An 18,610-nucleotide genomic window follows, 5' to 3' on the forward strand; every position below is an offset into this window, starting at 1 on the left:
ATCCGCAGCAACGACTGCGTTCCGGCGGCGGTCCGGCAATCACGCCTCCGGCAACGGTTCCCACTCCTCCGCTACCGAGGTTCTCCACTGCGGAGTGCGCCGCTCGAGAAAAGCCTGCACACCTTCTCGGGCATCCGCACCGCCCATGACCCGGTGGTGGAGTCGTGTTTCCAGATCGGCGACCTGACGGGGTGTGTAGCGATGGATCACGGTGTCCCAGAGCAGTCGCTTGGACAAGGCCGCCGACATCGGAGCCACATTGACGGCGATGTCGCGCGCCACGGCCATCGCGTGGTCGAGCACCTCGCTGCCCGGCATGGTGCGGGTGGCGATGCCCAGCGCCGCCGCTTCGGCTCCATCGAAGGTGCGTCCCGTCAACAGCAGGTCCGCCGCAGCCGCCACGCCGACCAGATGTGGCAGCGTCCAATGCGACATGCAATCCGGTATGACGCCTCTTCGGACTTGCGCCACAGCGTACTTGGCGACATCAGCCATGACCCGGATATCTGCCTGCAGAGCGATGGTCAACCCGATTCCGATGGCGTGTCCGTTCACCGCTGCGATGACCGGGGTCCGCAGTTCGAACGCGGCGGGATCGGTCGGCGACGCGGTGAAAGCACTGTCGTCGGAGGGGGCATCGAAAGGGCTTGCCGGCGTGGAGAAGTCAGCGCCGGCGCAGAAAGCGTCGCCGGCACCGGTCAGGACGATCGCGCGCACTTTGTCGTCGTCGTCGCATCGCCGGTAGGCCTCGTTGAGCAGCGCGCCCATCTCAGCGGTGTAGGCATTGCGCCGTTCCGGCCGATTAAGGGTCACCAGCGCGACACCGTCGGCGATCGCGACTGTGAGATCGGCTCCCATGCGGGCAAACTTACCGGACGCTTGGTGGCAGCTCACCCGCTTGCTACGTTCAGGAAAATGCAGTTGTTTTATTCCGAAGGAGTCTCGTTGTTCGATTTCTCGACGACGGTCGACGACGTCATCGCCCGCGTCGACTTGGCCGGCAAGACCGTCGTGGTGACCGGCGCGGCAGGCGGATTAGGTCGGCAGACGGCGAAGACGCTGGCCGAAGCCGGTGCCGAAGTGGTTGCAGCGGTTCGTGATCCGGCGCTTCTCGCTGAACCCAACGCAGACGCTGTCCCACTGGATCTGGCGAAGTTGGCCAGCGTACGTGCGGCGGCCGCTCAGATCGCCGCGCGGCATCCGCGCATCGACATTCTCATCAACAACGCGGGCGTGATGTTCACCCCCCACCGCACCACCGTCGACGGCTTCGAATTGCAGTTCGGCGTGAACCATCTCGGGCACTTTCTGCTGACGACGTTGCTACTGCCTCAACTGTCAGCTGCCGCAGCGGCTTCCAGGGAAGCCCGGGTGGTGACCCTCAGCTCGGCGGCGCACCTGCATTGGGCCATCGAACTCGACGACATCAACTTCGATCGGCGCGGTTACGACACGTTCGCCGCGTACGGACAGGCCAAGACCGCAAACATCCTGATGACCGTCGAACTGCACCGGCGCTATGGCGATCGAGGCATCACCGCGCTGGCGGTGCACCCAGGTACCTGTCAGACCGATCTGGGCCGCTACATGGACCGCACCACCTTGAAAACGCTCTACGAGATGGGTCCGCAGACCTTCGCACCGGAGAACCTGAAGTCGGTAGCGCAGGCCGCTGCCACCACGGTATGGGCCGCCACCGAACCCTCGTTGACCAGGCACGGTGGCGCCTACCTGGCCGACTGCCAGATCGACGCGGCCGCCCCGACCGCGACCGATCCCTCCACAGCCCGGCAGCTTTGGCAGCTGTCCGCGGAGTGGGTGAATCGGTAGGCATTATCGTGGGCGCATGAAAGAGCGCGCAGAATGAGTGTCCAGATTTTGGACACCGACTATCTGGTGGTAGGTGCCGGGGCCATGGGAATGGCGTTCACCGACACGGTCATCAGCGAATCCGAGGCGCGCGTCGTCATCGTCGACCGGGCGCATCAACCGGGCGGCCACTGGACCACCGCATACCCGTTCGTCCGACTGCACCAGCCTTCTGCGTACTACGGCGTCAACTCAAGAGCGCTGGGCAACAACACCATTGACAGTGTGGGCTGGAATCAAGGGCTGAATGAGCTTGCCCCGGTTGGTGAAATCTGCGCGTATTTCGATGCCGTCATGCAGCAGCAGTTCCTGACCAGCGGGCGGGTCGAATACTTCCCGATGAGCGAGTATCTCGGGGACGGCCGATTCCGCACCCTTGCGGGTACCGAGTACGCCGTCAACGCCAAGCGACGCATCGTCGATGCGACCTATTTGCGGGCCATCGTGCCGTCCATGCGGCCGGCGCCCTACGCCGTTGCACCAGGCATCGATTGCATTCCGCCCAACGAGCTGCCCAGGCAGGGCGCCCGCGAACGCTATGTGATCGTCGGCGCAGGCAAGACCGGCATGGATGTCTGTCTGTGGTTGTTGCGGCACGGGGTCAGCCCCGATCGGCTGACCTGGATCATGCCGCGCGATTCCTGGTTGATCGACCGCGCGACGTTGCAGCCGGGACCCACCTTCATCAAGCAGTTCCGCGACAGTTACGGCGCGACACTCGAGGCTATCGAGGCCGCGACATCGATCGATGACCTGTTCGCCCGACTGGAATCAGCGGGCACGCTACTGCGACTCGACCCGAGTATCCAGCCCAAGATGTATCGATGTGCGACGGTGTCGCAACCCGAGTACGACCAACTGCGCCGCATCAAAGACGTTGTTCGAATGGGCCACGTGCAACGCATTGAGCCCACTGAGATCGTGTTGGACGAGGGGTCCATCACGTCATCTCCGTCGGCACTCTACATCGACTGCACCGCCGACGGAGCGCCAAAGTGCTCGGCCACACCGGTGTTCGACGGTAAGCAGCTGACTCTGCAGGCAGTGCGGGGTTGCCAGCAGGTGTTCAGCGCCGCCTTCATCGCCCACGTCGAGTTCGCTTACGACGGCGACGCCGCGAAGAACGAACTATGCACCCCGATCCCTCACCCGGACCGGGATGTGGACTGGTTGCGGCTGACTCAGTTCGATCTCAGGGGCTTCCAACGTTGGCTGGACGACCCCGAGTTGACCGATTGGCTCAGCTCGGCGCGGTTGAATCTGCTTGCCGACATACTGCCGCCGCTGGCGCACAAACCGCGGGTGCGCGATCGGGTGGTATCGATGTTCCAGTCGAAACTGAGTTCGTCCAGCGAGAGGCTGGAGAAGCTGCTCAACGAGGTCACGGTCACACCGTGAGCGATGTTCCAGAACTCGGATCGCCGCTGGTCCCCGTGCCCGACGAGGGCTACGTCTACCGAACTGGCTGGCGCCTGGCTACCTCGGACATCGACGAGCACCGCAGACTGCGCCTCGACGGCGTCGGCCGCTACATCCAGGAGGTCGGCGCCGAGCACCTGGCCGATGCGGACTTGGCCGAAGTCCATCCCCATTGGATCGTGCTGCGCACGGTCATCGACGTGCTCGAGCCGATCGAGATACCCAGCGACATCACGTTCCGTCGTTGGTGTGCCGGGCTGTCCAGCAGGTGGTGCAACATGCGCGTGCAACTCGAGGGCGCCGAAGGCGGGCGGATCGAAACAGAGGGCTTCTGGATCTGCATGAATAAGGAAACCCTGACGCCTTCGCGGCTCAGCGAGGGCTGCGTCGAACGATTCGGGAGCACCACCAACGATCACCGACTCAAGTGGCGCCCCTGGCTCACCGAGCCGATCGACACCGGCCCGAACACGCGGGAGACGCCGTTTCCGCTGCGTCGCACCGACATTGACCTTTTCGAGCACGTCAACAACACCATCTACTGGCACGGCGTGCACGAAATTCTGGGCCAGGTATCCGAATTGGAGAACAGCCCCTATCGCGCGGTGCTGGAGTACCGGCGCCCGATCAAGTTTGGCGAAGAGTTAGTGATTCGCTCTCACCTCAGCGGCGACACCGTACGTATGCACTTCGTCGTGGACGACGACGTGCGTGCGGCCGCGCTGGTGCGCAAGATCTAGGCGCGGTCGATCCACTTCATCTGCGCCGCGCTGTGGTGTTCACCCGCGGCCGGAGTGAGTTCATCGAGCCTGGCGACGTGTTCCGCGGTGAGCTCAACCGCATCGGCGGCTGAGTTTTCTTCCAGTCGGGCAACATGTTTGGTTCCGGGGATGGGAACGATGTCGGGTCCTTTCGCCAGCAGCCAGGCCAGTGCGACCTGGGCCGGGGTGGCACCGACGTCGGTACTGATCTCGGCAAGCTGGTCCGCGCTGGCCAGATTGTGCGCGAAGTTCTCGCCGTGAAAACGGGGGTTGGTCTTGCGGTGGTCGGTGTCGGGCAGCCAGTCGGCGGAACGGATTGCGCCGGTGAGGAATCCCCGGCCCAGCGGCGAGTAGGCAACGAATCCGATGCCCAACTCGCGCAGCACCGGAAGCACACCGTCCTCGGGATCACGGGTCCACAGCGAGTATTCGGATTGCACGGCGGTGATCGGGTGAACGGCATGGGCTCGGCGAATGGTTTGCGCACCGACTTCGGAGAGGCCGATGTGGCGGATTTTGCCGGCGGCGACCAATTCCGCCAGCGCCCCGACGGTGTCCTCGATCGGAGTGCTGCGGTCCAGACGGTGTTGATAGTAGAGATCGATGTAGTCGGTGCCGAGCCTTTGCAGTGAGCCGTCGATGGCGAGGCGGACGCTGGCGGGACTGCTGTCGAGGCCGTTGCGGCCGGTATGGGAGATCATCCCGAACTTGCTTGCCAGCACCACCTGGTCCCGTCGGCCCTGCAAGGCACGGGCGAGCAACTCTTCGTTGCGGTAGGGGCCGTAGACCTCGGCTGTGTCGATCAGCGTGACGCCCAGGTCGATTGCCCGATGAACGGTCCTGATCGATTCGGCGTCGTCGGTGCCCGCCCCCGCATACACCGCCGACATTCCCATGGCGCCGAGACCGACGCGCCCGACTTCTAGACCACCTAAATAAGCCCGTTTCATACCGCCCATGGAACCTCGGCCGCGTACCCTCGCGCTAGTGCAGCAGGTCAAGGGCCGCAATTTGGCGGTGGACTACTACCGGGTGTCCGGTGTCGTCCTCATCGTGTTGGGACACTGGCTGGCCGCTGCGATCACCTACCACGACGGTCGCTTCGGTCGCCAGAATCCGCTTGTCGACCAACCCTGGACCGAATGGCTGACCTGGATCTTCCAGGCGGTGCCGGTTTTCTTCCTGGTCGCGGGCTATGCCGGCGCCCTGTCCTGGAAGCATCGCTTCGAGGGCGACAGCTTGTCGCGCCAGATCTGGCTGCGGCGCCGGCTGGCGCGAGTACTCGGGCCGACGACGGTATATGTCGCGCTGGTGTCGGTCACGGTGGTGATCCTGGAAATCAACCATGTTGCCGACGACGTGCTGGAGTACGCAGGCTGGGCAGTGGCGATGCATCTGTGGTTTCTCGCGGTCTATGTGCTGGTGGTGTCCATGACCCCCATTGCGGTTGCCGCACAACGGCGTTGGGGCCTTTGGGCGCCGACGGTGCTGGCGCTTGCGGTGGCAGTTGTTGACGCCGTCTCGCTGGCCGGCGGCCTCTCCTATCTGGGCTGGGCCAACTATCTGCTGTGCTGGGCGGCGCTGTATCAGCTCGGAATCGCGTGGCGCTGGGGGCAATTGACGCCCCGTAGAGCCGTTTTGCTCGCCGCGGGGTCCGCGGTGGTATTGACGTTGCTGATCTGGCCGGGACCTTATCCGGTCAGCATGATCGGCGTTCCCGGTCAAGCCGTGCAGAACACCACGCCGCCTTCGGTGGCAATGCTGGCTTTCGGCTGCATGCAGGCAGGTATTGCGATCGCCCTCGCGCCGGCGCTGAACCGCGTGCTACGGGCCCGCCTCATCCGACGAGTTCTGTCCGTCGCCAACACCAACGTGATGGCTCTGTACCTCTGGCACATGCTGCCCGTGGTGATCGTGGCGATCATCGCCTACCCGGCGAATCTCCTGCCGCAACCGCCCGAGGCAACCGTCGACTGGTGGCTGGGCCGGCTGGAATGGTGGGCGATCCTCGGGTTGGTCACTGCCCTCGAGTTGATCGTATTGTGGTGGGGGCGAAGAATCTTCGCAGCCCCACTACCGAACTTTGAACTGCCGCTCGCAGCCCGCTGGACGGAACCCACGATGTTCATGGGGACAGTAGCGACGGCATATGCACTGGCATTCCTGGCCGCCCTGGGTTTCGCTCCAGACGGTCACCTGCCCTGGCTGACCGTGTTGGTATTCGCGTGCGGGTTGAGCCTGGTCGCGTTGCGTCCCGCTACGGCCGGCGCGCCGGCCGGATCCGGTGACGGCGCCGAAACTGCAGTGGCAGCGCCGAAACTGCATACAGATCGCGCCTGACGGCAAATGCGTGCCGCCAGCGCAGGCTCGGCGCTAAGACCGCAGGAATTCCAGAATATCGGCGTTGATCGTGTCTGCGTGGGTGGTGATCATCCCGTGCGGATAGTCCTCGTAGGTCTTCAGGATGCCGTTGCGGAGCAATTCCGCCGACCGCGGGCCCGAGGCCTGATACGGCACGATCTGATCGTCTTTGCTGTGCATCACCAGGACCGGCAGTGTGAGGTTTTGCAGATCTTCGGTGAAGTCCGTTTGGGAGAAGGCGACGATCCCGTCGTAGTGCGCCTTGGCGCCACCGTTCATTCCCTGGCGCCACCAGTTCGCGATGCTGGCTTCCGAAGATTCGACGCCCGGGCGGTTGAACCCATAGAAGGGTCCCGACGGCAGCGCTCGGTAGAACTCTGACCGGTTGGCCGCCAATTGCGCCTGCAGGCCGTCGAAGACGTCCTTGGGCAGCCCGAGAGGATTGGACTCGGTCTTGACCATCAGCGGCGGAACCGCAGAAATGAGAACAGCTTTGGCTGCACGACTCTCTCCGTGCCGAGCCAGGTAGTGCACCACTTCGCCGCCACCGGTGGAGTGGCCGATGTGCACGGCGTCGTGCAGATCCAGATGGGTCACCACCGCGGCGAGGTCGTCGACATAGTGGTCCATGTCGTGTCCGTCGGCGACCTGAGTCGAGCGTCCGTGTCCGCGCCGGTCGTGGGCGACCACTCGATAGCCCTGGCCGAGAAAGAACAACATCTGGGCGTCCCAGTCGTCGGATGACAGCGGCCAACCGTGACTGAACACGATGGGTTGGCCCGAACCCCAATCCTTGAAGTAGATCTCAACGCCATCGCTGGTAGTGATCGTGGGCATGCCGACCCTTTCCGCTCCCGTCCGGGATGCCCGATGAGGTTAACGCGACCAGCGCCTGCATTGACAATTTGGTAGGCCCCTAACCATCAACCTTCGGAAGGCTAAGCTCCGTGCACGTTTTGCCGATCGACCCGCACGCAGATCCGGCCCGGCGCGCTTGGCTCCCATGCTCAAACTGCCAGTGGGGCAGGGAATGTGCGGAATGCGCCAGTAGCCGCCGGCCTGATCCGGTGATCGCGACCCGCCGCGCGATTAGCCAGTCGCGAAATCCGGCAGCGGCCTTTGGCAGATCGCGTGGGCTTCCTCTGCAGTAAGCCCGAATAATCGCAACACATTCTCGGTCGCCGTATCGGCAGCCAGCGCTCCGTCACGCTCCGGATCGTCGCGCAGTAGCGCACCCAGCCCCAGCAGTCCACCTCCGGCCAGAGCCAACGCCAGTTCGGGATCGTCGACTTTGAAACGTCCGACCGCGACGGCCGCCTTGATATCCCGCAGCGCCCGGGGTGCCAGCCCGCGGTCCGACGTCAACAGCGCCATCCCACTGGCCAACAGAATCTCGCTTTCCTCCGGACGCTGACGGAACAGCCGGCCAGTGAGCCGGAAGCTGGTGGCAAAAGTCTCAGCAGGGTCTTCGATCGACGCGGTCAACCGGTCCAGCAGCGCCCCATGCGCATCCAGCACATCGGCGACCGCAGCTTCGAACAACTGCTCCTTGCTGTCGAAATGGTTGTAGAACGAACCCATCCCGACGTCGGCAGCCTGGGTGATCTCCAGCACGGGCACATTCACCTTGCCTTCGGCGATCAATCGCTGCGCCGCTTTGACCAGAGCCGCCCTGGTGCGTTGCTTACGGCGCTCCAAACGGCCGGAGCCCTTAGTCGACATCGTCACCACAGCAGTATGCCTCACTCTTGATGATTTCGTCAGAACCCTTGACTGAGCGCCACGGCGTATGTGACGATTTCGTCAGTTAGTAGTGGGGAGATGGAGATGGATGTGCTGGGCGCCTCGAACGACGTGCACCGTGACGCGCGAGAAGACGTGCATAAAGACCTGCACAGCGAGCAGGGAGCCCGGCCCGGCGAGCACTCCGGGCGGTCGGCGAACCCGGTGATCAAGGTCGCCGATATCGCCTGGTTGGAGTTCGAGAAGCCGGACCTGACCCGATGCGAGGCGTTTGCGCGGGCTTTCGGATTTCAGACCGCACATCGCGCCCCCGACCAGCTCGCGCTGCGCGGCACCGGCGCCGGCGCACCTTGCGTGATCGTGCGGCGTGGCGAACAGTCTCGATTCAGCGCCGTTGCTTTTCGCGCCCACGACGAGGTCGACGTGCTACGCCTGGCCGACAAGACCGGGACCACCGCACGCCCATTGCCGGAGGCAATCGGTGGGATGGCGGTCGATCTGGTCGACCCCGGCGGAACCCCGGTGCGGGTGGTTGCCGGCATGCACGAGTTGCCAAAGCTCCCGGGACAACAGCCGCATATGTTCAATTTTGGGCCAACCCGGTTGCGCACCAATATGACTCAGCGGCCTGCGCGGGTTCCTGCGCGAGTCGAACGCCTCGGCCACCTGGTGTTGCAGTCGACGAAGTACCTGCAGTCACTGAACTGGTATCTAGACAACCTCGGGATGATCGTCAGTGATTTTCAGTACTTTCCCGGGCAACGTGACCGCGGACCCACGATGAGCTTCATCCGCTGTGACCGTGGTCCCACACCGGCCGATCACCACACGTTGGCGTTGGCACTGGGTCCGGCCAACCGTTACCTGCACTCGGCATATCAGGTCAGCGACCTCGACGCCTTGGCCGCGGGTGGCGAATATCTCTTGGAGAGAGGCTATTTGCGATCCTGGGGCATCGGTCGACATGTCCAGGGCAGTCAGATCTTCGACTACTGGCGTGATCCAGACGGCTTCATGGTCGAGCACTTCACCGACGGCGACATGTTCGACAACAGCCTCGAACCCGGCTGGGCACCGCTGACCGCGTCGGGTCTGGCCCAGTGGGGACCGCCGGCCACCAAGGACTTCCTGGGTACCGATGCGAAATCCGCTCGCCACGAATTGGTTTCCATGATCGGCGCACTTCGTCAACGCAATGAGTTCGATATCAACAGATTGATCGGTCTACTGAAAGTGCCTACCTCATGACCATTTCCGTGCTGCACACTGCCGACTCCTGGTGGATCGAAACTCCCTCTGGCGCCACAAAAATCACCACCGCCGCGACCACGACGGCGCAGTTGCTGGCCGATCGAGCCGCGATCGACGCCGCACTCGGCAGCACCGAAACGGTCCCGGTCGCAAGCCTGGAACTGATCTCGCCAATTACCCGGCCGTGCCGGGTGGTGGCGCAGATGACCAACTTCGAGTCGCACGTCAAGGACGCGGGCATGGACCCGACGTCGATTCCGTTGACCTTCTTCCGCAAGGCGTCCGCATCCATCTGCGGACCAAACGATGACATCGTCAAGCCCGCGCACGTCCGACTGCTCGACTATGAGGTGGAGATCGGCCTGGTGATCGGGCGCGCAATCCCGGTCGGCACCAGCATTTCTGACACCAACCTGGCCGATGTCATTGCCGGCCTGGTTGTCACCAACGATGTGTCGGCGCGCGACATTCAGCTCCCCCAGACCCAGTTCTACGAAGCCAAGTCCTATCCGACATTCACACCTGTCGGACCGAGATTGGTGCTGCTCAACGCAGAAGAACTCAAGCGCTTCGGCGACCTACGGCTGCGTCTGAGAGTCAACGGGGAACAGCGGCAGAACGCACTCGTCGAAGGCGACATGCTGTACCGGCCGTTGCAGGCACTGCAATCGCTCACCCAATTCCAAGAACTCGCTCCGGGCGACCTGATTCTCACCGGCACACCGGTCGGCACCGCTCTGAGCGCACCGCCAAAACCGCTCGAAATCATCGGCAACCTGTTGCCACCGGCGGTCAAGTGGAAGGCATTCTTCAAGCGTCAAGCCGGCAACCCGAAGTATCTGCAGCACGGCGACATCGTCGAGGCTTCCGTGGCAACCGATGATGGCGCCGTCGACCTCGGCACCCAGCGCAGCACAGTGCGATACACGTGAGTGACTACCCGATTCGTCGTGTGCCGGTCGTCATCGTCGGCGCTGGGCCGACTGGCATCACCGCCGCAACGCTGCTGGCGCAGTACGGGGTGGACAGCCTGATCCTCGAGCGATGGCCGGGCGTGTATCCGCAGCCAAGGGCTGTGCACCTGGACGATGAAATCTACCGCGTCATGGCCCGTTTGGGCATCGCTGACGAGTTCGCTGCGATTTCACGACCCACGCTCGGACTTAGACTGCTGGACAATCGATTCAACGTATTGGCCGAGTTTCAGCGAGACACAACGCTGAGTCAGAACGGCTTCCCGCAGGCGAACATGTTCGACCAACCGGAGTTGGAAGGCCTGCTGCGGGCGAACCTGAAACGCTATCCGAACGCGGAACTACGCGGCGGTGCGGACGTCACGGGCATCGCTTCCTACGGCGATCGCGTGCGGGTGACGTTCACCGATCGCGAGGATGGCCGGGTTCACCAGGTCGACGCCGACTACCTGCTGGGATGCGACGGCGCGAATAGTGTGGTTCGGGCTCAAATGGGCTCCACGATGCGGGATTTGAAGTTCGAGCAACGCTGGTTGGTCGTCGATGTGGCGACCGATACCGATCTGCGCCAATGGGACGGTGTCTACCAGATCTGCGATCCGGTGCGCGCCGGCACGTATATGCGCATCGGTGAATCACGGTACCGCTGGGAGTTTCGATTGCTCGATGGCGAGACTGTCGATGACTTCGGCACGCTGGCCGCGCTGCGGCCGTTGATCGCGCCCTGGACTGATGACGTCCCAGAGACCGAACTGTCGCTGCTGCGCGTTACCGAGTACACCTTCCGCGCCCAGATCGCCGACCGATGGCGTTACGGCAACATCTTCATCCTCGGCGACGCGGCGCACCTCACTCCCCCGTTCATCGGGCAGGGTATGGGCGCCGGCGTACGTGACGCGATGAACCTCAGCTGGAAAATTGCCGGGGTCCATAGCGGAGTGCTTGGCGCGAATGTCCTGGACAGCTATCAGCAGGAGCGTAAACCGCACTGCCGTCAGCTGATTCGACTGGCGCTGAACGTCGGATTGTCGATGACCGGCGGTGGCCGGCTCGGTGACCTGGTCCGCCGCGCGGTGCTTCCGCGGTTGCGGCTCATTCCAGGACTGCGCGACAAGGTCATCGACTCGACCACACCCGCCCTGCAGCGGTCCGCGCTGGTCCACAAATCCCGTCGACCACGCCAACTCAGCGGCACCTTGTGTCCGAATCCATTGCTGCCCAGCGGTGAACGCCTAGACAAAGTCGCCGGTCGCGGGTTCGCTCTGGTCACCCGGATTCGGTTGACGCCCAGGGACGAAGCGGCGCTGCAACGGCGCGGCGTGGCCGTACTTCAGGCAGAACCAGGCAGCCAGTTAGACGCGTGGCTGCGTCGGGGCTGGGCTACAAGCGCTTTGGTGCGTCCAGATCGAACGGTAATGAGTACCGGTCGGGACGTCGCCGCGCTATGCAGTGGTGTCGGCGCCGTCAACGCTGGTTAACTCGCTCCATCTGCGGCAGCACTGCCAGCACCGGAAACGTATCGGTCGCCGGCACGCCCCGCGGGTAGCCGGCGCGCAAGAAGGTCAAAATCGTTTCGATCGCGCTGGTAAGAATTATGTTTACTCCTGCCGCAGCTCGCTCAGAGCCGCACTGTGAGGGTGCATTCCCGGTAATCGCCAGGTCAAACGCCTTCCAACCTACGACCTCCGTCAAACGTCAGACTCGGGTGAGCCAGCCCACAGGTTTGAGCATTCCGCTTTCGGAAACCCTGTATTTGCAGGGGGATTCCAGATCAAATCGGGCGATCGCACGAACGCTTGAACCCCTGCCAAGCAAGTAAGCAACGCAAGCAGGAGGATTTCATGTCGGAGAAGAGTGGCCCCCAAGAAGGCGCCGAAGGCGTTGTCGAAGGCGTTAAGGGCAAGGCCAAGGAAGTTATCGGCGCCGTCACCGGCCGCGATGACGTGAAGAAGGAGGGTCAGGCCCAGCAGGACAAGGCCGACGCTCAGCGTGATGCCGCGAAGAAGGAAGCCGAAGCGGAAGCCGCTCGCGGTGGTGCCGAGGCTGCCGAGGCGCGCCAGAAGTCGCACCAGTAAAAATCAGGCATGAGGATGGGCCCGGTCCGCGACGGACTGGGCCCATTCCTTTTGACCGCTATCGAACCAACGAGGCAATCGGCGTGTCGCGGATGTTCCGCAACAGATCCTCGGCATTCTCGTAAACCTGTATTGCCCCGGCTTTTTTCAACTCACCGCAAGAAGAACCGCCGCTGAGCACGCCGATGCACACAACGTTGGCGCGAACGCATGCTTCGACGTCCCAGACCGCGTCTCCGACGAAGACCGAGCGATCGGCAGATACTCCTGCGCGCTCCAGGGCGATATGCACGATATCCGGCTTCGGCTTGGCGGTGTCGACGTCACTGGAAGACGTGACAGCGGTGACGAGGTCGTCACAGTCCAGCACCTTGCGCAGCAGTGCCAGTTCGTCTTCCGGGGCTGATGTCGCAAAGACGACTTGCAGGCCGAGATCCGGGATGCGCCGAAGTAACTCGCGCGCGCCGGGAAGCGGGCGCAAAAGCGGCGCGGCCTCTTGGTAATAGCGAGAGTGTAAGTCGCTTAGGCGCTTTTGCGTCACTTCCGGTGCATCGTCAGAGAATGTCTTGACCAACGTCGATCCGTCCATCCCGATCGAGCGGTGGATGCGCCACCCCTCTACATCAATCCCGACATCGGCGAATGCGCGCTGCCACGCGTGGATGTGCAAATAATTGGAGTCGACGAGAGTGCCGTCTATATCGAGCAGGACCGCCGGAGCAGCCTCAGAGTCGTTGGTAGCCAATGCTTTAGAAGAGCAGCATGATTGCTGCGAAATCGGCGATTAGCAAACCCAGCCCGAGCAGCGGCACCACGAAGCCTCGCGGGCGATGCGCGGTGAAGACCGAGGCAATGATGGTTAGGCCGGCGATAATCGGGGCTCCGTACAACAACACGCCGTACACCAGGCCGTGTCGCCCCAAACTCGGGCAATGCGCTGCACTGCAGGCGGCTAAGCTCATCGCCGCGCCCACAGCAGAAATCACGATGAAAGCGGCAGCAGGAACGGTCAACAGAGCCAACACCCAATTCGCCGCGGTAAGCCAGCCGCGCTCGTGCTCGGCAGTTTCTGGCGGCTGCGAGCGCCCCTTAGTCGTCACCGCGGCAGCCTCTTCGCTTTGCAAGCTCATCACCACTTCTCCTCTGCGCGGTTCATACCCCTTCGGCTACCCGCGTCCGGAATGGCGAAACATCGCTGGTGGCGCGGCCGGAGACGGTATCTGACCTTGTCAGCTCCTTCCGGCGCGACGGTTCGCCTTCTTGATCGCGTCGACGAGTTCGGACTTCTTCATCGTGGACCGGCCGTGAACATCGAGGCGACGCGCGATGTCCAGGAGGTGCTTCTTGCTCGCGTTGGCGTCCACACCTTCCTCCGTCGGCAGCGGATTGTTCAATCCACCCCGTTCCGCGTGTTTATCCGACGGGCCTTTTTCTTCCTTGGCTTCCCAATGGTCGCCGACCTTCTCGTAGCTGTGTTTGACGGCGGCGTACGCGACTTGGTGCGCACGTCGTTCGCTGTCGTACTGTTCCGCGGCCGCGTCGTGCGCCTTTGCGAAAGTCCGCTGCGCCTTGACGCTCGAACGTTGCAATGTGCCGGGCAACTCATCCTTTTTTGCTGCGCCACTCTTTGTGGTCTTAGGCATGAAATCACCTCAATCTTTCAGTTGAGCAATGCTTTACGTCTCGTACGGTGGGTATTCGTGTGCCTTCAGAGTCCGGGCTAGGTGAGCCGCGTTGCGGGCCGCCGCCGCTGTGGCCGACGCGACCGGGTCCGGTATCTCATCGAGATCGTTGTAATCGGTGGTTTCCATCGCAGCGCCAGTCCAGTACGTAGAGCCCTGCGCCGGGATGCTGAACCCGATGTCGTTCAGCGCCTGAAAGACATCGGCGACCACCTTGTGAGCGCCGTCCTCGTTGCCCACCACGCTGACGATCGCTACCTTGCCCACCATCGCCGGGGTGCCGCTGCCATCGGTGTTGGACAACTCGGCATCCAAGCGTTCCAGTACCCGTTGGGTCACGCTGGCGGGGTGTCCCAACCACACCGGGGTGCTGATCAGCAGGATGTCCGCGTCCAGCACTTTGCTTCGGATCTCGGGCCAGTCATCACCCGGTCCCATGTCGTTCTCGACACCGGGAACGATGTGGTAGTCCACGCAGCGAATGAGTTCGGACTCGACACCGGCTCTGCCAAGCTCGTTGACGACGTGCTCGGCAATCAAAACGCTGCTCGACGACGCGGGACTGGGTTTGAGGCTGCACACCAAACCAACGGCACGTAGCGCCTCCGACTGCTCGGCCATAGCGAGGTGATACCCGGCGTAGGGCGGTATAAACGGGGTAACCCCCTTCGATGGCCCCAATCGCAGGTCCCGACTGAGACGGGCGCGATGTCAAGCAACACACAGAGATTCGCCGCGTGCCCTCTCGACAGTGGCGGTACCCCCGCACAGGTTTGGACTAGCTGGGAGCGCAAGTTCCCCGAACTCAATCTGGATGAATGCCCCGCGCTGGTCCTGGTGGCGCCCCACCCTGATGACGAAACGCTGGGCTTTGGGGCCACCGCGGCCACGTTGCGGTCGCGCGGCGTCACCGTTCAGGTTGTGTCAGTGACCGATGGCGGTGCAGCGCACCCGAATTCTTCGGAGTCCGAGCAGATCCGGCTAGGTCGACTCCGACGCAATGAATTATATTGCGCCTCAGATGCTTTGGACCTCAACACGCTTTTCTGCCTCGGACTCCCGGACGGAAGGATCAGCGAACACACCAGCAGGCTGACCGACGAGCTCACCGACATCCTCGAGAGTTGGGGCTCGAACGTATGGTGTGCCGTCACCTGGCGCGGCGACGGACATCCCGACCACGAGGCCACCGGGCACGCGGCAGCGGCCGCCGCAGCCCGGACCGGCGCTCGGCTGCTCGAATACCCGGTATGGATGTGGCACTGGGCGTTACCCGCTGACGCGGCAGTTCCGTGGCACCGTGCGACGCGCATCCCGCTTGGACCAGGAGCGATCGACCGCAAACAACTGGCCGCGCAGGCCTTTCACTCGCAATTCGAGTCAGATACAACCGCCACAGAGCCGGTGCTTCCGCCGTTCGTACTGCAGCGACTGCTTGCGGTTGGCGAGTTCGCATTCGGATGAACATGGCGCCTACGGATGCTCAGCAGTTGCCGTCGGGTTAGGGCGACCGGCTTGTTGCGCAGCGGCTTTGGCGGAGTTGCGCAAAGTACGGTTGTCTGATCGCAGATCGGTATTGGCGGAGGACAATTCGCTGTTGACCGCAGCAAGTTCGGCGTTGTCATCCTCGAGGTTCAGGATTCGAGTGATCCCAGCCAGGTTCACTCCCGCCTCGACTAATGAGGTGATGCGCCTCAGCCTGGTCAGATCGTTGGAGCTGTAGCGCCGGGTTCCGCCCTCGCTGCGAGACGGGGTGAGCAACCCGTGACGTTCATAGAGCCGAAGAGTCTGCACTGCGACACCGGAAAGCTCGGCGGCCACCGAGATTCCATAAACGCCGTGATCAGACGCCGGCGCGCCCGAGTCGTCGGAGTTAGTGGTCAATCGGACATCTCCTTGCTTAGGACCATAGAAAACTTGTGTATCACACTTGCGTTCTAGTGTCGATGTTGATAAATAAAATCTATGCCTGATGAAACAGGTAATGATTAAGAAGTTCGACAGATTGGAGTGTGAAGTGACCGCCATGCTGATGCGTACCGACCCGTTCCGCGAACTGGACCGTTTCGCCCAGCAAGTACTTGGCACGGCCGCCCGACCGGCAGTAATGCCGATGGACGCGTGGCGAGAGGGCGAGAAGTTCGTGGTGGAATTCGATCTGCCCGGCATCAACGCCGACTCGTTGGACATCGACATCGAGCGCAATGTGGTGACCGTGCGCGCCGAACGCGCGGCCGTCGACCCGGACCGGGAGATGCTCGCCGTTGAGCGGCCGCGTGGGGTGTTCAGCAGGCAGTTGGTACTCGGCGAGAATCTCGACACCGAGAGGATCGAGGCTTCCTACAACGAAGGGGTGTTAAGTCTGCACATTCCGGTGGCCGAAAAGGCAAAACCCCGCAAAATTGCCATCGGTCGCAGTAACGCAGGCCCGGTAATCGACCCCTGAGCAGCAGGGGGTGGGCAGCGGCCGCGCATACAATGGGCCCACCGAAACCGTGGCCGCTGCCCAACCCTCGTCGCGGCGAGATAGGTTCTAGACATTCTTGGCGTTGAGCCTCCAGCGCCGCTCATTGGTTGAACATCCAACGCCGCCGCTTCGCGGCCCCCAAACGTGTCCGAGTCCCCGTTCGACGTGGCACGCCAGGGGTCATCGGTGGCGTCCAGCGCACTGAACCCGAGGAGGGAAGGTTCGCAATGACCTGGGATCTCAACGGCCAGACGGCCGCCGTCGAAGAGGCACTGGCAGGAGGCGCGTCGCAACAGGCGGGCTCATTCCGGTTCTTTTTCGCCGACCAACGTTGGGAATGGTCGGCGCAGCTAGAACAGATGCACGGTTACGAGGTCGGCAGCGTCACGCCAACCACCGAATTGGTGTTGGCACACAAACACCCCGAGGACCGCGATCAGGTCGCCGTCACAATCCAGGACATCCTGCACAGCCGGCAGACGCTCAGCACTCACCATCGGATCATCGACACCCGCGGCGAGGTGCATCACGTCGTGGTGGTCGGCGACCGCCTTTTCGACGAGCATGGTGCGGTGATCGGAACCCAAGGGTTCTACGTCGACGTGTCGCCGCTGTCCGAAAAGTTGCACCAGGAAATCGTCACGACCAAGCTTGCGAAAATCGCCGAACACCGCGCCGGCATCGAGCAAGCCAAGGGCATGCTGATGCTGGTTTACGGTATCGACGACGACGCGGCGTTCAACCTGCTCAAATGGTTGTCGCAGGAATCGAACGTGAAGCTGCGGCCGTTGGCCGAGCAGATCGCCGAAGACTTCCGTAACGCGGGCCGAGCGGGCACCACTCAGTCAGAGTTCGACCAGTTGCTGCTGACGGCGCATACCCGCGTGGGGCGTACCGACGCTAACTAGTTCGATGTTCCCTCGGTGTCGTCGAAGAACGACCATTCGCCGTCGTGGTTGACCTCCAAGCGCCACCCCAGTTCGGAATTATCACCGACGGAGTCGACCAACCATGCGTGTGCATTCTCGGCGCTTTCGATTTCTTTACTAGCGACCACTTCTCCGTGCGGGTCGAGCACCCTGTATTCAGCCATACTTCGTGGTTTCCCACCCCCCAGGCTTTCAATCTCGTTGTGAGCCTGCGACGATCACTGGCATCTGGCCTCAACCGTTGGCAGGCATCGCCGCGATCATCGGGGTGTCGACGCCGACGCGGCCCAAAGTGGTGGCACCACCGGGTGAACCGAGCGGCGCGCTTCGGCCGGGCAAGATCTGCCGAAAGAAGGCAGCGTTGTCTTGGACGTGCTGTGACTGACCGTCCGGCAGTTCACCTTCCCAGTAGATGGCAGCGACGCGGCAGGCCGGTTTGCACGCGCCACAATCAACACACTCGTCGGGGTTGATGTACATCGTTCGCGCGCCCTCATAGATGCAGTCGACCGGGCACTCCTGGACACAGGACTTCTCGGCGATGTCAAGGCATTCCCTGCCGATCACATAGGTCATGTGGTCACGCTATAAAGCCCAAGCGGTAGCGGCTCCGGTCGAAAGTCATTGGCCGAAAGGACCAAAGACCTTTTCGGAGACGAGTGGACTACCGCAGCACCGACTCCGAACTGTTACCCAGTATGACGAGGCCGCACGACCCAGCTTCCACCCTAAAGTGAAGGTTGAGAGTTACCCTTGAAACGTGAACACAACACGGAGTTTCGACGCTGACAGGCTGCTGGAATCGATACCCGGCGTTGCGTACGGCATTGTCAATTGGTTTGACGCTGAGGGCGGTTTCGGATTCGTCACACCCACTGAGGGCAAGCTTGACGTGTATGTCGACTCGTCCGAGATTGTTGACACTCGCAGCACGGGGCTTTGCGCCGGCCAGCGTGTGAGGTACCGGGCCGGAGGCACGCGCCGATGGCCGATGGCCGAAGCCGTGCAGGTGCTCTGAAGGCTGGTTCACCGGCCTGCCTCTGCGTCACAATTGGTTGTGCCGCAGCTTAACTCGATGT

The 18,610-nt window shown here is 62.7% G+C and carries 24 protein-coding genes; 12 read left to right on the plus strand and 12 right to left on the minus strand.

Going from position 1 to position 18,610, the window contains the following annotated elements; genetic code table 11:
• Window positions 1–39: 39 nt before the first annotated feature.
• Window positions 40–858: an enoyl-CoA hydratase-related protein gene (locus ACZY1I_RS25285; RefSeq protein WP_463758831.1), complete on the minus strand. Its 819-nt coding sequence runs from the start codon at window positions 856–858 to the stop codon at window positions 40–42.
• 57 nt (window positions 859–915) lie between these two features.
• Between ACZY1I_RS25285 and ACZY1I_RS25290 the strand changes: the two genes are divergently transcribed.
• From ACZY1I_RS25290 to ACZY1I_RS25300, 3 genes are read left to right on the plus strand one after another with little or no spacing between them, the layout of a single operon-like run.
• Window positions 916–1,830 carry an SDR family NAD(P)-dependent oxidoreductase gene (locus ACZY1I_RS25290; RefSeq protein WP_463758835.1) on the plus strand — a complete coding sequence of 305 codons (915 nt, stop codon included), beginning with the start codon at window positions 916–918 and terminating at the stop codon, window positions 1,828–1,830.
• Between the two features lie 33 nt (window positions 1,831–1,863).
• Window positions 1,864–3,267, plus strand: coding sequence for an NAD(P)-binding protein (locus ACZY1I_RS25295; protein WP_463758839.1), 1,404 nt, complete (start codon window positions 1,864–1,866; stop codon window positions 3,265–3,267).
• Window positions 3,264–4,028 (plus strand): acyl-[acyl-carrier-protein] thioesterase, encoded by a 765-nt coding sequence (locus ACZY1I_RS25300; RefSeq protein WP_463758844.1) that lies wholly within the window; start codon window positions 3,264–3,266, stop codon window positions 4,026–4,028. The genes ACZY1I_RS25295 and ACZY1I_RS25300 overlap by 4 nt, the downstream gene beginning before the upstream one ends.
• Here the strand turns inward: ACZY1I_RS25300 and ACZY1I_RS25305 are convergent.
• Window positions 4,025–4,999 carry an aldo/keto reductase gene (locus ACZY1I_RS25305; protein ID WP_463758847.1) on the minus strand — a complete coding sequence of 325 codons (975 nt, stop codon included), beginning with the start codon at window positions 4,997–4,999 and terminating at the stop codon, window positions 4,025–4,027. The genes ACZY1I_RS25300 and ACZY1I_RS25305 overlap by 4 nt on opposite strands.
• A 37-nt stretch (window positions 5,000–5,036) precedes the next feature.
• On the opposite strand from ACZY1I_RS25305, the gene ACZY1I_RS25310 reads away from it, so the two are divergent.
• The gene (locus ACZY1I_RS25310) at window positions 5,037–6,389 is read left to right on the plus strand and encodes an acyltransferase family protein (RefSeq protein ID WP_463758850.1); all 1,353 of its coding nucleotides are present in this window, start codon (window positions 5,037–5,039) and stop codon (window positions 6,387–6,389) included.
• Window positions 6,390–6,422: 33 nt separating this feature from the next.
• Here the strand turns inward: ACZY1I_RS25310 and ACZY1I_RS25315 are convergent, their stop codons facing one another.
• Together ACZY1I_RS25315 and ACZY1I_RS25320 are read right to left on the minus strand one after the other, a co-directional pair.
• Window positions 6,423–7,247, minus strand: coding sequence for an alpha/beta fold hydrolase (locus tag ACZY1I_RS25315; RefSeq protein ID WP_463758852.1), 825 nt, complete (start codon window positions 7,245–7,247; stop codon window positions 6,423–6,425).
• Window positions 7,248–7,499: 252 nt separating this feature from the next.
• Window positions 7,500–8,132, minus strand: coding sequence for a TetR/AcrR family transcriptional regulator (locus ACZY1I_RS25320; RefSeq protein WP_463759295.1), 633 nt, complete (start codon window positions 8,130–8,132; stop codon window positions 7,500–7,502).
• Window positions 8,133–8,237: 105 nt separating this feature from the next.
• Here ACZY1I_RS25320 and ACZY1I_RS25325 point away from each other — a divergent pair, with 105 nt between their 5' ends.
• Genes ACZY1I_RS25325 through mhpA form a run of 3 tightly spaced genes read left to right on the plus strand, consistent with a single transcriptional unit; the run spans window position 8,238 to window position 11,856 of the window.
• Window positions 8,238–9,401, plus strand: coding sequence for a VOC family protein (locus tag ACZY1I_RS25325; RefSeq protein WP_463758854.1), 1,164 nt, complete (start codon window positions 8,238–8,240; stop codon window positions 9,399–9,401).
• Window positions 9,398–10,336, plus strand: coding sequence for a fumarylacetoacetate hydrolase family protein (locus tag ACZY1I_RS25330; RefSeq protein ID WP_463758857.1), 939 nt, complete (start codon window positions 9,398–9,400; stop codon window positions 10,334–10,336). Before ACZY1I_RS25325 ends, ACZY1I_RS25330 begins: the two co-directional genes overlap by 4 nt.
• On the plus strand, window positions 10,333–11,856 hold the full coding sequence (mhpA, locus tag ACZY1I_RS25335) for a bifunctional 3-(3-hydroxy-phenyl)propionate/3-hydroxycinnamic acid hydroxylase MhpA (RefSeq protein ID WP_463758860.1): 1,524 nt from the start codon (window positions 10,333–10,335) through the stop codon (window positions 11,854–11,856). Before ACZY1I_RS25330 ends, mhpA begins: the two co-directional genes overlap by 4 nt.
• Here mhpA and ACZY1I_RS25340 read toward each other — a convergent pair.
• A complete protein-coding gene (locus tag ACZY1I_RS25340) occupies window positions 11,843–12,070 on the minus strand; it encodes a DUF3349 domain-containing protein (RefSeq protein WP_463758864.1) in 228 nt (75 codons plus the stop codon). The genes mhpA and ACZY1I_RS25340 overlap by 14 nt on opposite strands.
• A gap of 149 nt (window positions 12,071–12,219) precedes the next feature.
• Here ACZY1I_RS25340 and mbp1 point away from each other — a divergent pair, with 149 nt between their 5' ends.
• A complete protein-coding gene (mbp1, locus tag ACZY1I_RS25345; RefSeq protein WP_463758866.1) occupies window positions 12,220–12,453 on the plus strand; it encodes a microaggregate-binding protein 1 in 234 nt (77 codons plus the stop codon).
• A 58-nt stretch (window positions 12,454–12,511) separates the two neighbouring features.
• Here mbp1 and ACZY1I_RS25350 read toward each other — a convergent pair whose 3' ends face one another.
• From ACZY1I_RS25350 to ACZY1I_RS25365, 4 genes are all read right to left on the minus strand, one after another.
• Complete coding sequence (locus ACZY1I_RS25350; protein WP_463758869.1) at window positions 12,512–13,198, minus strand: HAD family hydrolase; 687 nt, start codon at window positions 13,196–13,198, stop codon at window positions 12,512–12,514.
• A gap of 4 nt (window positions 13,199–13,202) precedes the next feature.
• Complete coding sequence (locus ACZY1I_RS25355) at window positions 13,203–13,586, minus strand: hypothetical protein (RefSeq protein WP_463758872.1); 384 nt, start codon at window positions 13,584–13,586, stop codon at window positions 13,203–13,205.
• A gap of 96 nt (window positions 13,587–13,682) precedes the next feature.
• Window positions 13,683–14,096, minus strand: coding sequence for a ChaB family protein (locus ACZY1I_RS25360; RefSeq protein WP_463758874.1), 414 nt, complete (start codon window positions 14,094–14,096; stop codon window positions 13,683–13,685).
• Between the two features lie 33 nt (window positions 14,097–14,129).
• The gene (locus tag ACZY1I_RS25365; RefSeq protein WP_463758876.1) at window positions 14,130–14,756 is read right to left on the minus strand and encodes a flavodoxin family protein; all 627 of its coding nucleotides are present in this window, start codon (window positions 14,754–14,756) and stop codon (window positions 14,130–14,132) included.
• Window positions 14,757–14,843: 87 nt separating this feature from the next.
• On the opposite strand from ACZY1I_RS25365, the gene ACZY1I_RS25370 reads away from it, so the two are divergent.
• Window positions 14,844–15,599 carry a PIG-L deacetylase family protein gene (locus ACZY1I_RS25370; protein ID WP_463758878.1) on the plus strand — a complete coding sequence of 252 codons (756 nt, stop codon included), beginning with the start codon at window positions 14,844–14,846 and terminating at the stop codon, window positions 15,597–15,599.
• Window positions 15,600–15,608: 9 nt separating this feature from the next.
• On the opposite strand, the gene ACZY1I_RS25375 is transcribed toward ACZY1I_RS25370, so the two are convergent.
• Complete coding sequence (locus tag ACZY1I_RS25375; RefSeq protein WP_463758880.1) at window positions 15,609–16,019, minus strand: MerR family transcriptional regulator; 411 nt, start codon at window positions 16,017–16,019, stop codon at window positions 15,609–15,611.
• Between the two features lie 142 nt (window positions 16,020–16,161).
• Here ACZY1I_RS25375 and ACZY1I_RS25380 point away from each other — a divergent pair, with 142 nt between their 5' ends.
• On the plus strand, window positions 16,162–16,581 hold the full coding sequence (locus tag ACZY1I_RS25380) for an Hsp20/alpha crystallin family protein (protein ID WP_463759297.1): 420 nt from the start codon (window positions 16,162–16,164) through the stop codon (window positions 16,579–16,581).
• 248 nt (window positions 16,582–16,829) lie between these two features.
• On the plus strand, window positions 16,830–17,510 hold the full coding sequence (locus ACZY1I_RS25385; RefSeq protein ID WP_463758883.1) for a PAS and ANTAR domain-containing protein: 681 nt from the start codon (window positions 16,830–16,832) through the stop codon (window positions 17,508–17,510).
• Here ACZY1I_RS25385 and ACZY1I_RS25390 read toward each other — a convergent pair.
• A complete protein-coding gene (locus tag ACZY1I_RS25390; protein ID WP_463758885.1) occupies window positions 17,507–17,695 on the minus strand; it encodes a hypothetical protein in 189 nt (62 codons plus the stop codon). The genes ACZY1I_RS25385 and ACZY1I_RS25390 overlap by 4 nt on opposite strands.
• Window positions 17,696–17,765: 70 nt before the next feature.
• A complete protein-coding gene (gene fdxA / locus ACZY1I_RS25395) occupies window positions 17,766–18,107 on the minus strand; it encodes a ferredoxin (protein WP_463758887.1) in 342 nt (113 codons plus the stop codon).
• A gap of 184 nt (window positions 18,108–18,291) precedes the next feature.
• Here fdxA and ACZY1I_RS25400 point away from each other — a divergent pair, with 184 nt between their 5' ends.
• Complete coding sequence (locus ACZY1I_RS25400) at window positions 18,292–18,549, plus strand: cold-shock protein (protein WP_463758889.1); 258 nt, start codon at window positions 18,292–18,294, stop codon at window positions 18,547–18,549.
• Window positions 18,550–18,610 lie beyond the last annotated feature (61 nt).

The organism is Mycobacterium sp. IDUB_37, assembly GCF_055419245.1.